This window comes from Enterococcus sp. DIV1059_2 (assembly GCF_051713685.1).
Taxonomy (GTDB): Bacteria; Bacillota; Bacilli; order Lactobacillales; family Enterococcaceae; genus Enterococcus_D; species Enterococcus_D casseliflavus.
Window position 1 is genome coordinate 2,573,817 of sequence record NZ_JBIOQK010000001.1, and the last position, 13,249, is coordinate 2,587,065.

At 45.0% G+C, this 13,249-nt stretch carries 13 protein-coding genes; 1 reads left to right on the forward strand and 12 read right to left on the reverse strand.

Features of this window, described 5'->3' with window-relative positions; translation table 11 throughout:
* Positions 1–10: 10 nt before the first annotated feature.
* From IGI72_RS11915 to IGI72_RS11930, 4 genes are all read right to left on the reverse strand, one after another.
* Positions 11–469 (reverse strand): hypothetical protein, encoded by a 459-nt coding sequence (locus IGI72_RS11915; RefSeq protein WP_005229368.1) that lies wholly within the window; start codon positions 467–469, stop codon positions 11–13.
* 67 nt (positions 470–536) lie between these two features.
* Positions 537–905, reverse strand: coding sequence for a thioesterase family protein (locus IGI72_RS11920; RefSeq protein ID WP_438754314.1), 369 nt, complete (start codon positions 903–905; stop codon positions 537–539).
* A gap of 7 nt (positions 906–912) precedes the next feature.
* A complete protein-coding gene (locus IGI72_RS11925; protein WP_005229364.1) occupies positions 913–2,127 on the reverse strand; it encodes a CCA tRNA nucleotidyltransferase in 1,215 nt (404 codons plus the stop codon).
* Positions 2,114–2,464: a nucleotide pyrophosphohydrolase gene (locus tag IGI72_RS11930; RefSeq protein ID WP_005231912.1), complete on the reverse strand. Its 351-nt coding sequence runs from the start codon at positions 2,462–2,464 to the stop codon at positions 2,114–2,116. The genes IGI72_RS11925 and IGI72_RS11930 overlap by 14 nt, the downstream gene beginning before the upstream one ends.
* Positions 2,465–2,601: 137 nt before the next feature.
* Here IGI72_RS11930 and IGI72_RS11935 point away from each other — a divergent pair, with 137 nt between their 5' ends.
* Entirely contained in the window at positions 2,602–3,507 is a 906-nt protein-coding gene (locus tag IGI72_RS11935) for a YitT family protein (RefSeq protein ID WP_128432492.1), read from the forward strand.
* Positions 3,508–3,551: 44 nt separating this feature from the next.
* Here the strand turns inward: IGI72_RS11935 and IGI72_RS11940 are convergent, their stop codons facing one another.
* The 8 genes from IGI72_RS11940 to ilvD form a co-directional block, all read right to left on the reverse strand.
* A complete protein-coding gene (locus IGI72_RS11940) occupies positions 3,552–4,109 on the reverse strand; it encodes a YpiB family protein (RefSeq protein ID WP_005229358.1) in 558 nt (185 codons plus the stop codon).
* A 9-nt stretch (positions 4,110–4,118) separates the two neighbouring features.
* Positions 4,119–5,378, reverse strand: coding sequence for a tetratricopeptide repeat protein (locus IGI72_RS11945; RefSeq protein ID WP_005229356.1), 1,260 nt, complete (start codon positions 5,376–5,378; stop codon positions 4,119–4,121).
* On the reverse strand, positions 5,379–6,428 hold the full coding sequence (locus tag IGI72_RS11950) for a hypothetical protein (protein ID WP_438754316.1): 1,050 nt from the start codon (positions 6,426–6,428) through the stop codon (positions 5,379–5,381).
* Positions 6,429–6,591: 163 nt separating this feature from the next.
* On the reverse strand, positions 6,592–7,845 hold the full coding sequence (gene ilvA, locus IGI72_RS11955; protein ID WP_005229352.1) for a threonine ammonia-lyase IlvA: 1,254 nt from the start codon (positions 7,843–7,845) through the stop codon (positions 6,592–6,594).
* An 11-nt stretch (positions 7,846–7,856) separates the two neighbouring features.
* The gene (gene ilvC / locus IGI72_RS11960) at positions 7,857–8,846 is read right to left on the reverse strand and encodes a ketol-acid reductoisomerase (RefSeq protein ID WP_005229350.1); all 990 of its coding nucleotides are present in this window, start codon (positions 8,844–8,846) and stop codon (positions 7,857–7,859) included.
* Positions 8,847–8,896: 50 nt separating this feature from the next.
* Entirely contained in the window at positions 8,897–9,373 is a 477-nt protein-coding gene (gene ilvN, locus IGI72_RS11965) for an acetolactate synthase small subunit (RefSeq protein ID WP_005229349.1), read from the reverse strand.
* A gap of 4 nt (positions 9,374–9,377) precedes the next feature.
* The gene (gene ilvB, locus IGI72_RS11970) at positions 9,378–11,078 is read right to left on the reverse strand and encodes a biosynthetic-type acetolactate synthase large subunit (protein WP_438754318.1); all 1,701 of its coding nucleotides are present in this window, start codon (positions 11,076–11,078) and stop codon (positions 9,378–9,380) included.
* 2 nt (positions 11,079–11,080) lie between these two features.
* A complete protein-coding gene (gene ilvD, locus IGI72_RS11975) occupies positions 11,081–12,769 on the reverse strand; it encodes a dihydroxy-acid dehydratase (protein ID WP_015510070.1) in 1,689 nt (562 codons plus the stop codon).
* Between the last annotated feature and the right edge of the window lie 480 nt (positions 12,770–13,249).

A 13,249-nucleotide genomic window follows, 5' to 3' on the forward strand; every position in this document is an offset into this window, starting at 1 on the left:
TGCGTTTTTCTTATTCTTCGAAATGTTCTTTATAAACATCATCGACTGTCTGGTTCGGGTCGATCACGATATAAAGGCTCTTCGTTTTCTCACTGATTTTTGTTGATTGGTATACGTTATCCAATCCTTCCGTATCTTTGTCCTTATATGGGAAATACACAAGATCCGGTGTACCGTTACGGTAAAGAATTTCCATCCGTTCGATATCTTCATATTTCAACGCACGGGCAAACATCCCTAATTCAAGCCCACCTAAGTTGATGTCATGCGTTGCCACATGATCGCCTTCTTGGAAGATTTCAATTTTGAACCCAGCACATGGATGAATCTCAACAAATTCGCTTCCGTGGATGCGGCCAAAACTGGTCGTGATTTGTTTGATCCACAAGTCACCGATGTAACGGCGCTCAATCGTCCATGTTTCTCCATTACGGAAATAAAATTTTAAAGCTTTCATTTCTCTAGCCATGACAAAACGCTCCTTTTTATTAGTAATACACTTTAATTCTAACACATAGTCGCCATCGGCACACAAATTAACTTTGTTTTTCGTTGACTTTTTTCATGAACCGAGAGATTTCCACTGCTGCTCGTTGATGCGTCCCATTGGCAATGATCTGTTGTTTCGCGTCTATTACCTGATAATGAAATTGGAGCCCCTGTTCTTTTTCCCACTGCACAAGAACTGTGATTGTCGCTCCAACTGGTGAAGGCTTCAAATGATTGATCGAAAACTTTGTACCGACGGTAGTAAACCCTTTATCTAAAGTAGGCTCAAGGGCTTTCCAACAGGTGTTTTCCACCATTGCTACCAATCGCGGGGTTGCTAAAACGTCTAATCCTCCAGAACCCAAAACAGCCGCAGTGTCTTGCTGTCCCACGATAAATTCTTTTTTGCTTTCCATTCTTCAGTTATCCCTCCTTTGCTAAATACGCTTGGACAAACGCTAATAGTGCTTCTTTTTCATTAGGGATTTTTCGTGTGATGACTGCAGCTTCGGCAGCGGTCAAGACTTCTTTGAGCCACGGACCAGAAGAACGATCGATCGTTTGCAGTAAATCACGTCCATTGATCGCCAACTCCTTCAGTGAATGGATCGGCAGCTGCTGATAGCGCTGACTGATTTTTGCTGGATCGTTGGGCTGATTGTCATAACGCAATAATCCTTCGGCTAAACAGGTTGCTTCTAGACCGAACTGATACAACACTAGGTCATTCCATTCGCCGTTTCGACGCGCGAGCAGTGCTTGATAAGCCGTGTGTACTTGGCGGATGCAGTCATTGGAACATTTCCAAGCTTTTAAAAAGCTGCGGACTGCCTCTGGCGCTAAACCCATTTGGTCAATGAGCAAAACCCAGGCCGCCGTTTCGTTTTCTAATGGGATCGCTGGCAGGTCTGCCATCCGCAGTAACGCCTCACCGTATTCCCGCAAGCCTGGGCAATAGATATAGCATTCGGTTTCTACTAGCGCCCGTAGTGCTTGGTTCCGATGATTGCCTAACAGCAATTTCACGAATTCAATCATGATCCGTTCAACAGAGATTTTTCCCAACAAGGCATGATTCGCATGGATAGCAGCCAATGTTTCTGTTTCTAAAACAAAGCCCAATTGACTGACAAAACGCAGCCCCCGCATCATTCGTAGGGCGTCCTCATGGAAACGTTCCTGGGGGTGACCCACTGCTCGTAAAATCTGATTATCGATATCTGCCAGACCATCGAAAAGATCAATGATGACACCATCTTCTTGAAGTGCCAACGCATTGATGGTAAAGTCCCGCCGTTTTAGATCTTCTTTCAGGGAACGGACAAAATCCACTTTGTCGGGTCTGCGGTAATCTTGATAGGCTGCTTCCGTTCGAAACGTAGTGATCTCATACTGCGCCTGCTCCCACAAAACCAACACCGTCCCATGCTCGATGCCAATGTCAATGGTTCGAGGAAAAAGCGCCTTGATTTCGGCTGGAAATGCACTGGTAGCAATATCGACATCATGAATCGGCTGGCCTAAGATCGTGTCTCGCACGCTGCCGCCGACAAAGTATGCTTCATAGCCTGCGGCTTCGATTTTTTTTAAAAGCGGTGCAGCTTCTGCAAATTCTTTTGGTAGTTTAGTCAGTTTCATTTACTTTCCCATCTTTTCTTTCAAAACGATACGCATCCCGCTGATTGAATTTTGCCATATTTTCCTCAAACACTTCAGTCAGGTCGATGTCTAGTGAATTGGCCATGATCATCGTCACAAAGAGTACATCACCGAGCTCTTCTGCCACTGTTTTTTCAACTTCATCGCTTTTTTTATTTTTTTCCCCGTAATAGTGATTCACTTCTCGCGCCAATTCGCCGACTTCTTCGGTCAAACGAGCCATTTGGGCGAGGGGGCTGAAATAGCCAGTTTTGAATTGCTGAATATACGCATCGACTTCTTCTTGCATCGATGCCAAAGAACGTTTTTCTGTCATTTTCTCCACCCTTTCTCGTTTATCTTACCAAAAGAATGGCTGACTGCCTAGATAGAGCCCCCTTCAGGATTTGTTGTGCATTCAATGATTTCGTGCTACATTGATACTTGTGGAAGTTGAATAACGGAGGAAACAGGATGCGGGCATTTTTTTCATGGCGAACGATTCGCGATATTGTTTTGATTATTTTTGGTACAAGTATCTATGGCTTCGGTCTAGTCTATCTAAATATCCCAAATGACTTAGCAGAAGGCGGTGTGACGGGGATCACCTTGATCCTGCGAGCCTTATGGGGAATCAATCCTGCCATCAGTACACTGATCTTAAATATTCCGATCATTTTGATCGGTGGCAAAATTCTTGGTCGACGCTCATTAGTGTATACGATTTTAGGAACTTTTGGTTTGTCTTTTTGGTTGGCATTTTGGCAGAGTGTTCCCCTGTTGATCGATCTGCAGCACGATCTGCTGATCGTTGCGCTCTTGGCTGGTTTGATTGCAGGGATCGGTAGTGGGATCGTCTACAAGGTCGGGGGAACGACTGGCGGAGTCGATGTATTGGCACGTATTTTAGAGAAAAACTTTGGGGTGACGATCGGTCGTTCGCTTTTGATCTTTGATGTGTTCGTCCTGTTGCTTTCTTTGACTTATATAGATTTGAACCGCATGATGTATACCTTGATTTTTTCTTATGTCTTCACGCGCGTGATCGATTCGATCCTAGATGGCGGCTATTCAGCCAAAGGGATCTTAGTGATCAGCAATCACAGCGAAGAGATGGCTCCTGTTTTAATGGATGAATTAGAACGAGGCGTCACGTTTTTACAGGGCGAAGGGGCTTACTCAAGAGTGTCGAAACAAATCATTTATATGGTGGTCAGCGGGCGGGAGATTTCTGAAGTCAAGCGCATCGTTCATGACTTTGATCCGCAAGCGTTTGTTTCTGTCATTAATGTCCATGAAGTCGAAGGTGAAGGCTTTACCTACTTAAGACCTAAGTCGCGGTTCTTACAGCGCAAAACCGCTGTTCCTAAAACAAAATAGAGACTGAAAAAAGCAGCCCCGGTTAAAGGGCTGCTTTTTGCTTGTTACCGGCTTTCTTCTTTTTGCTGGAGCAAGTGTCGATTTACTTCATCGGAAAGTTCTAAGAAGGCATCACGATCCCCATTTTCCAAGGCTAGATCGATTTGCCGATACAAGGTATCGATTTTGGTTTTTGTTTCTTCTTTTTCAAGATACTGAGTAACATGTTGGGTCATTTCTTGATCCAAGTGGTCGTTCCAACGTTCATAAGGATTGTCTTCTAAAACTGCTAAATAAAAGGATTGCGACCAAGAATCTGGGAAGAGACATTCAAGATACAAGGGTTGTTTCCAATTCATGCGAATCTCATGAAAAATCTGATCAATGTCATAAAAGGTCTGCCCTTCGATGCTCAAGACAAACGGTTCGCCCCCAATTTCTGTACTGCGGACACTCAAGCCCCGTTTGGCTGCGGCTGCCCCTTCTACAAAATGAACATTGGTCAAGATCGCTTCATGGTTCGCCAGATAGTTTAACACCCAAGAGACTTCTCGGCGGCTGAAGGAAACGGTCGAAACTAACCAATTAAGAAACTTTTTCTTTTCTTGTACATTGATGTTCATTTCTCTCACCTATCTTTCTAATAAGTCCTCCACGATCGACTGTACTTCTAAATCACCTGGCTCATGCGCCAAATAATGTTGCAGCAAATGAAGTGCTTCAGGTAAACGCCCTTCTTCACGTAAGAAAATTCCATATTCTTTCATAAATGCTGGCTCATGGTGCAAATCAGCATTGGCTTCTTCGTAATAGTTTGCTGCTTTGTCAAAATCTTCCAGCGCATTATACGCTTGCGCCAAATTCCAAAGGGCATGCGGCTGCTCATTGTCTTCCATTCGTTCGATGGTCAAGATCGCTTCTTGCCAACGCTCTTCATTCAAGTATAAATTACTTAAGGTCAGTAACGTATCATCTTCTTTGTCACCAGTCTCCAATGCTTTTAGTAAAAATGATTCTGCTGCTTCACTGTCATGAAGTCGGTAAGCATTCTCGGCAGCAAAATGATAGAAATCCACTTGATATGGATCTTCATGAATCCCTTCTTCGATCACACGCTGCGCTTCTTCCAGCTGCTCTTCTTCTTGCAATGCTTCTGCAAGATAAAGATACAAGGCACGGTATTGCGGATTCATGACCCGCAACTGCTGCAAGTAGCGAATCGCTTGTTCATTTTCTTTTAGCTGCAAATAGACTAAAGCTGTTTGAAAAAGACGCTCATCGGTCTGTTCGTCTTCTAGGCTTGCTTCAAAATATTCCAATGCCTCTTCAAACTTGCCCGCCATACTCAATGATGTACCAGTCCGTTCAACGATCGAGATCCCCGAAATATCCGTGATTTCTTCTTCCAGCAATCCTTGATAAAGGTCAACGGCTTCTTGATAGCGATCAGTCGAAAAGGCTAACTCAGCTAAGGCAAACCGTATCAAAGGTTCATCTGGCACAATGCTTTGCGCTTCTTTTAGTTTGGCTTCACTAACTTCAGGGATACCGATCAATTGGTAAAGATCCGCACTCAATAGCAAGGCTTGCAAATACGCTTCACTGGTCGGTGGTATTTGATCAATATAGGCAAAAGCCGTTTCGATCTGGTCTTCTTCCATCGCAATTTCTGCTAAAGGAAGCAGCAAAGCTTCATTATCAGGATGTCGTTGCTGCAAGGTTTCAAATAACGTTTTCGCCTCTTCCAAAAAGCCGATCTGCAATAGTTCATCACCTAAAGCGCCTAATGTCTCATCATCATCTTTTTGCAGAGCTTCGGTAAAATTTAATTGTGCTTCAGCCAGTTCTTCCGCGGCTAATGCTTTTAACATTTTTTCACTATATGTTTCCATTTAAACCCCTCGAATCTCATTGATTAATCGCTGATAAGTCTCCATCGTCTGGACGAGATCTTTTTCCTCGATTTTCGTTCTGCCCCCTATTGTACCAACTTTTGCCAAAAATAACAGTTTTTTTTCTTTTTGCTGCAATTCCAGTACATGACTGAAATATTCGCTTAATGAAAAAGACTCGGGCAATTCGATAGGAAAACCCAATCGGGCAAGCCATTGGCAGAACACGGGCAGATCGACAGTCAATTGCTGCTGCTGGACGGTCCACATAAAATGAAACAAAAAGCCAAAGAATAATTTCATCGCATCAGACAGCAAGTGCCCATTTTCCGTTCGATAAGCAGCATCGGCAAAGAGTTGGCCAAACTCCTCCAATTCGCCGCCTGATTGCTGGTATAGTTGGATCAACCGATCGGTATACGCAGCCAACGAATGTCTCATCAACGCCTGATGACTGGGATAGGTTCGATAAAGCTCTTTTAAAAACTCACTATCGGCAAGCACGCCACAACGAATCAGAGTCAAAAAATCGACCAATTTCCCATCGATCTGTTTTTCTGCGATCGTCTGATCGTAAATAACAAATTCGGGTGTATTAGGATTTTCCAGCATCGGGATATCTGGCTTTTTCACAACGATCGCTGTTTCTTTCACACTTTTAGCTAAGGCCCGCAAGGAAACGGGAACCAGCCAAAGCTGTGTCGTCAGAACCGACGTCGCGTGGATAAAACTGCTCAATGCCAACACGCCTTCATTCCCAAAACCGACGATCAGCAGCGGCTCTTGTTTTGAAAAGCGACCGAAGAAATCCATTGCAGCTTTAAACTCGCTAAAGTTGTTGCAATACATTTGATTGGTACAAATATACCAATTGACCTCTCGTGGCAAAAACAGGCGGGTCAATTTTTCTGAAAAGCGGTCATAATAGCGCTGATTCGTCAAAATGATCACCTGCTGCGGCTCGATCGACTGTTCTCTCATGACCGATGCTAGTGTTTCACCATAAGAAATTTGGGTTTCTTGTTCATTTCGGAAAAAAACAGCTTCCATCGGCTCACTCCTTTGCTACTACTTCCTATTATAACAAGAAGGAGCTTAAACACCTACTAAATCGCTAATGATTAGGAAGTATTTTCCTGTGATTGGTTCAATGATTCGATAAAAAGCAAAAAACATGATTTCCTCTTCTTCCAAAGGAAAATCATGTTTTTTCTTAAACCAAAAGTGAGTAGAGTGATTGATTTTGCTGAAGGTTAATATAGTTTTTGTCAAACTGTTCAATTCGTGACAGTAATGCGGGGAGATCTTTTTTGTGTTTCAACAAGATTCCCAGCATTACTGGTCCTGTTCCACGATTGATTTTTTTTGTATATTCAAACCTAGTGATATCATCATCGGGACCTAATACATGGCTAACAAATTCCTTCAACGCACCGGGACGTTGTGGGAAATTGACGATAAAATAATGTTTCAATCCTTGATAGATCAGTGATTTCTCTTCGATCTCTGCCATACGGGAACTATCATTGTTACCGCCACTCACAATACAGACGACTGTTTTGCCTTTGATTTGCTCTTTGATCAGATCCAAAGCTGCCACACTCAAGGCACCAGCTGGTTCAGCGACGATCGCTTGCTTGCTGTACAATTCCAGAATCGTTTGACAGATTGCGCCTTCTTCCACAGCTACCAATTGATCCACGTAGCGTTTGGCATGGGCATAGGTTTGAGCTCCGACTTGTTTGACCGCTGCACCATCCACAAAGGTTTCAATATGCTCCAGTGCCACTGGTCCTTGATGATCAAAGGCTGCTTGCATCGAGGCTGCCCCTACAGGTTCTGCTCCAACAACTTTTATCTTCGGTTGCTTTTCTTTCAAATAGGCTGCGGTTCCGCTGATCAAGCCGCCCCCGCCAATCGCTGCCACGACCAGATCGATCGTTACTTGTTTTTTTTCAGCATCCGCCAGCATCTCCACAGCAACGGTTCCTTGTCCTGCGATAATATTAGGGTCGTCAAAGGGAGCAATGAAAGCCATTTGCTGTTCTTTTGCAAAGTGTTTAGCCGCTTGGGCTGCCGCATCAAACGTATCTCCCACCAATTCGATTTTGACATAATCTCCACCGAAAAAGAGGACTTGCGCGATTTTTTGCTGTGGCGTCGTTGTCGGCATGAAAATAACCGCTCGGATCTGCTGTTCTTGACAGGTATAAGCAACACCTTGCGCATGGTTTCCGGCACTGGCACAGACGACGCCACGACGAGTCAGTTCAGGATCTGCCTGGGTGATCGCATAGTAGGCACCGCGTAATTTGAAGGAGCGGACTTTTTGCAAGTCCTCTCGCTTCAACAAGACCGTCGCTTGATACTTCTCAGATAAAAAGCGATCATACTGCAGCGGCGTATGACTAACTGCTCCCCGCAGTCGCTCGTAGGCTTGTTCGATTGCAGAAACTGTCACCAACAAACGCGTCCCTCCTAATCTTTCGCAACAAACGGCATCATTTTCCGTAACTCGCTGCCGACTTTTTCAATTTGATGATTGCCGTTTTCCTCACGCATTTTATGGAATTCAGGGAAGCCGTTTTGATTGTCTTCAATGAATCCTTTCGCAAATTGGCCGTTTTGGATGTCTGTCAATACGGCTTTCATGTTTTCTTTGGCTTGTGCAGTGATCACCCGAGCACCAGAAACGTAGTCACCATACTCAGCCGTATTCGAGATCGAATGGCGCATTTTTTTGAAGCCTCCTTCATAAATCAAATCAACGATCAGTTTCAATTCATGACAAACTTCAAAATAAGCCAATTCCGGTTGGTACCCCGCTTCTACCAATGTTTCAAAGCCCGCTTCGATCATACTGGTCAAACCGCCACAAAGTACGGCTTGCTCACCGAAAAGATCGGTTTCGGTCTCTTCTTTAAAGGTCGTTTCCAAAACGCCGACCCGTGTGGCACCAATGCCTTTTGCATAGGATAAAGCCGTTGCTTGTGCGTTACCAGTCGCATCTTGATAAACTGCAAACAAGGCTGGTACCGCAAACCCTTCGGTAAAGGTTCGACGCACCAAATGACCTGGTCCTTTTGGCGCAACTAGAAAAACATCCACCTCTTTTGGTGGCGCGATCACATCAAAATGAATATTGAAACCATGAGCAAATGCTAATGCATTGCCCGCAGAAAGATTCGGTTCAATCTCATTTTTATACAACGATCCTTGGATCTCATCGGGTGCCAAGATCATGACTACATCCGCTTTTTGAACGGCTTCGGCTACTGGGAAAACCTCAAATCCATCGTTTCTTGCGGCTTCCGCTGATTTTCCTTCACGAATGCCGATAAAGACTTCATGACCTGTGTCCCGTAAATTTTGCGCATGAGCGTGCCCTTGAGAGCCGTAGCCGACGATCGCAATCTTCTTGTCTCCTAAATTATCTGTAACTTCCTCGTTGTAATATACTTTTACCATACTTGTTTCCTCCGAATTCTTTCTTTATTTTAAGCAATTCAAAATTGCACTTACCCTCTTGTAAAGCCAGTGACACCCGTCCGTGCCAATTGTTTGATGCCGTATGGACGTAAAACCTCGATGCACGCTTCTACCTTTTTCGTATCGCCAGCAACTTGCACAACGATTGTTTTTAGTGCCACATCGACAATGTGTGCTCGAAATGGATCGATCACTGCTTGGATCTCCGAACGGCTTGTGGTTGGCGCATTGACTTTGATCAGCACCAGCTCCCGTTCGATATGAGGAACTTCTGTAATATCAGAAACCTTCAAGACATCGATCTGCTTGTTCAGATGCTTAGTCACTTGTTCTGTTTCTGCCAAATCGTTCACGTTGACAATGATCGTCATACGTGAAAACTCTGGTCGTTCTGTCGTACCGACAGAGATACTCTCGATATTGACTTGACGACGGTTCAAGACACTCGTGATACGGCTCAAAACACCTGCTTCATTATGGACGATTGCTGCTAATACCCGTTTCATCCCCTTAGACCCCCATCATTTCATGATTGGCTTTCCCCGGTGGGATCATCGGCAGCACATGCTCAGATGGTGAGACCATTACTTCGATCAGCTGCGGCCCTGCTTGAGAAAAAGCTGCTGCCAATTGATCAACCAGTTGCTCTGGGGCATTGATCCGACAGCCTTCAATGCCATAAGCCTGTGCCAGTTTGACAAAATCAGGCTGCTGCGCAAAAACGGAGGCAGAGCGCCGCTTGCCATGGAATGTTTCTTGCCATTGGCGAACCATTCCTAAAGAGCAGTTGTTCAATAACACAAATTTGACATTCAAGCCATACTCATTCAAAATCGCAAATTCTTGGTTCGTCATTTGAAATCCACCATCGCCAACGAACACCACGACCATTTTTTCTGGATGAGCAAATTGAACGCCGATTCCTGCAGGGATGCCATAGCCCATCGTCCCTAGTCCGCCACTGGTGATCAATTGTTTGGGAAAGCGAAAAGGATAATACTGCGCGACCCACATTTGATGCTGACCAACATCGGTGATGACGTAAGCCTCTCCTTTGGTCAAACGCCCTACTTCTTCGATGACTTTTTGTGGTTTGATCTCTTGTGTCTGAGTGCGATCATAGCGATAAGGTTTTTCCTTTTTCCGTTTTTGGCATAGATCCAACCAAGTCGTCCAGGTTCCTCTTGTTGGTGGGTATCGCAGCATTTGCTGCAAAGCAGCCTTGGCATCGCCGACGACTGGGATCTTTGTCGTTACGATCTTGCCGATCTCCACTGGGTCAATATCGATATGAGCAACGATCGCCTGCTTGCCGAACTGACTGCCGGCCGTTGCTAGGCGATCATCGAAGCGAGAGCCGATATTGATAATCAAATCGGCTTCTGATAAAGCCATGTTCGCCGCATAGGTGCCATGCATACCGCCCATGCCTAAGAAAAATTGATGATCACTTGGCAGTAAGCCTAAGCCAAGCAACGTTGTCACTGTCGGCAACTTGTACTTGGCAATAAATGCATTTAGTTCAGCTGCAGCTTCAGCAGCGATCACGCCTGCACCCGCCAGTACCACTGGTCGCTGAGCTTTTTCCAAGACTTGCATCAGTTTTTCGATTTGCAGACGGGATGGCTCTGCCGTCGGCTGATAACTTTTCCTTGTGATCGGCAATGAGCAGGTTTCAGCGGTTTCTTGTAATGTAATATCTTTCGGAAGGTCGATGACAACCGGTCCTTTTCGCCCTGTGGAAGCGATATGGAAGGCTTCAGCGATCACTTTTGGCAGCTCATCGACACAGCGGACTTGGTAGTTGTGCTTCGTGATCGGCAACGTGATACCCAGAATATCCGCCTCTTGGAAGGCATCTTTGCCAATTCCTGGTACCGCCACTTGCCCTGTGATAACTACCAATGGTACGGAATCACTCATAGCATCGGCAATGCCCGTGACGACATTTGTAGCACCTGGTCCGCTCGTCACTAAAACGACCCCAACATTGCCAGTAGCTTTGGCATAGCCTTCAGCGGCGTGGATCGCGCCTTGCTCGTGACGCGTCAAAATATTCGGAATCGCTGCATCATATAATTGATCATATAACGGCAGGACGGCGCCGCCCGGATAGCCAAAGATCATTTCGACGCCTTGCTCTTGTAAGCTGTCCACTAATACTTGTGCGCCAGTCCTTAGATGCGATGCTTGATACTCGATATTTTCCATTGCTACTCCTCCTCATCAGGTACTCGCATAATCCCGCCCGTATTGGCAGAAGTCACTAAAGCGGTATAACGTGCAAGCCATCCTTTTTTCACTTTTGAACGAAACTTCGGTCGTTCTTGCGCACGCTGGGCAAGCTCTTCATCAGATACTTGCAGATTCAGCGTTCGATTTGGTAAATCGATAATGATTTCATCGCCATCGTTGACAAGGCCTAATGGACCGCCTGCAGCGGCTTCTGGCGAAATATGGCCAACGGCGATTCCTCGGGTCGCTCCTGAAAAGCGACCATCGGTGATCAAGGCGACATCTTTGCCTAACCCACGTCCAACGATGCTTGAGGTAGGCGCCAACATTTCTGGCATACCTGGTCCTCCTTTTGGTCCCTCATAGCGGATCACTACAACATGTCCTTTTTGTACGGTATGATTGTCGATGGCAGCAACTGCTTCATCATGTGAATCAAAACAGATCGCTTTGCCTTTGAACACTTGGACACTTGGATCGACCCCACCGACCTTGATGACACTGCCTTCTGGGGCGATATTACCGTACAAGATCGATAGACCACCCACAGGACTATACGGGTTTTCTTTGGGATGAATAACTTCTTCGTTGTGGATCTTCGCTTCAGCGACATTTTCTCGTAACGTCTTGCCTGTGACAGTCGGTCGATCAGGATGTATCGCTCCCTCGATATCACAAAGCTCCCTTATGATTGCCGAAACGCCGCCAGCTTCATGAACATCGTGCATCGAATAGGCTGATGATGGCGCGATTTTTGAGAGATAAGGCACTCTTTTAGCGATTTCATTGACCCGTCTTAAGTCATAATCGATCTCAGCTTCATTGGCGATCGCTAAGGTATGCAACACTGTGTTGGTGGACCCCCCCATCGCCATGTCTAAAGCGAAGGCATCATCAATAGCTTCTTTGGTCACGATGTCTCGAGGTTTCACTTGTTTTTCAACAAGATCCATCAACTTAAAGGCGGCTTGTCTAACTAGTTCTCGTCGTTCTTCAGACACGGCAAGAATCGTACCATTGCCTGGCATTGCCAATCCTAAGATCTCTAAGAGACAGTTCATTGAATTGGCAGTAAACATCCCTGCACAGGAACCGCAAGTCGGACAGGCATTTTGCTCCATAAATTCAAAGTCTTCTTTCGTCATGTTGCCAGTCTTGTAAGTCCCCACGGCTTCAAACATGGAAGACAAGGTTATCTGGTGGCCCCGTGGATCAATACCGGCTTTCATCGGACCGCCAGAACAAAAGATCCCCGGTACGTTCGTCCGCATCGCTGCTAAAATCATGCCAGGAGTGATCTTGTCGCAATTCGGGATATAAAATACGCCGTCAAACCAGTGAGCATTGATCACGGTTTCTGCGGAATCAGCGATCAATTCTCGGCTGGGTAGCGAATAACGCATACCAATATGGCCCATCGCAATGCCATCATCCACACCGATCGTATTGAACTCAAAAGGGATGCCGCCAGCTTCACGAATCGCTTCCTTAGCGATATCTGCTAACTCCCGTAAATGCACATGTCCAGGCACAATATCGATATAGGAATTACATATCGCAATAAATGGCTTGTTCATGTCATGGATATTTTTTACTTGTCCTGTGGCATAGAGCAGACTCCTAGCTGGCGCTGCATCGATCCCTTTTTTAATCTGATCACTTCTCACACTCATCATCTCCTGCATTTTGGAATAAAAAAAAGCATCCCGGTTATAAAAAACTGGGATGCTTTGCCAGAATCCCATTTTACTTACGCAAATAGGACTCAAACAAACGGATAATTTTTGCTTCCGTGTTCTAAGTCCTGGTATCAATAATAATGACTAATAAATATTGATTAAAATTGCGCATAGAAAATGGCTCCTTCATTAGAAATAGTAACGTTCTTGTAATTGTTTACCAATATACCCTTTGCAAAAACACTTGTCAACGAATTTTCTGAATTTTTTTTCAATAATGACAATTCCAAGGAACCCTTCCTCACATTAGATGTCATTTAATCGCTTGCTTCTTTTGATAAAAATGACTTTTAAATCACCTTTATTCTTGCTTGAGAATTAAAGTGTGCCCGCAACCCTTGTTTTTTTTAGACCAAAAGAAAAACAAAATATATTTTTGAATTTTCTGACAATAATAACCGTTTCTTT

Coding starts and splice junctions, on each gene's coding strand:
- IGI72_RS11940 (WP_005229358.1), bottom strand. CDS start 4,109: ATGAACATCAATGTACAAGAAAAGAAAAAGTTTCTTAATTGGTTAGTT.
- ilvC (WP_005229350.1), bottom strand. CDS start 8,846: ATGGTAAAAGTATATTACAACGAGGAAGTTACAGATAATTTAGGAGAC.
- IGI72_RS11920 (WP_438754314.1), bottom strand. CDS start 905: ATGGAAAGCAAAAAAGAATTTATCGTGGGACAGCAAGACACTGCGGCT.
- IGI72_RS11915 (WP_005229368.1), bottom strand. CDS start 469: ATGGCTAGAGAAATGAAAGCTTTAAAATTTTATTTCCGTAATGGAGAA.
- IGI72_RS11945 (WP_005229356.1), bottom strand. CDS start 5,378: ATGGAAACATATAGTGAAAAAATGTTAAAAGCATTAGCCGCGGAAGAA.
- IGI72_RS11930 (WP_005231912.1), bottom strand. CDS start 2,464: ATGACAGAAAAACGTTCTTTGGCATCGATGCAAGAAGAAGTCGATGCG.
- IGI72_RS11925 (WP_005229364.1), bottom strand. CDS start 2,127: ATGAAACTGACTAAACTACCAAAAGAATTTGCAGAAGCTGCACCGCTT.
- IGI72_RS11950 (WP_438754316.1), bottom strand. CDS start 6,428: ATGGAAGCTGTTTTTTTCCGAAATGAACAAGAAACCCAAATTTCTTAT.
- ilvN (WP_005229349.1), bottom strand. CDS start 9,373: ATGAAACGGGTATTAGCAGCAATCGTCCATAATGAAGCAGGTGTTTTG.
- ilvB (WP_438754318.1), bottom strand. CDS start 11,078: ATGGAAAATATCGAGTATCAAGCATCGCATCTAAGGACTGGCGCACAA.
- IGI72_RS11935 (WP_128432492.1), top strand. CDS start 2,602: ATGCGGGCATTTTTTTCATGGCGAACGATTCGCGATATTGTTTTGATT.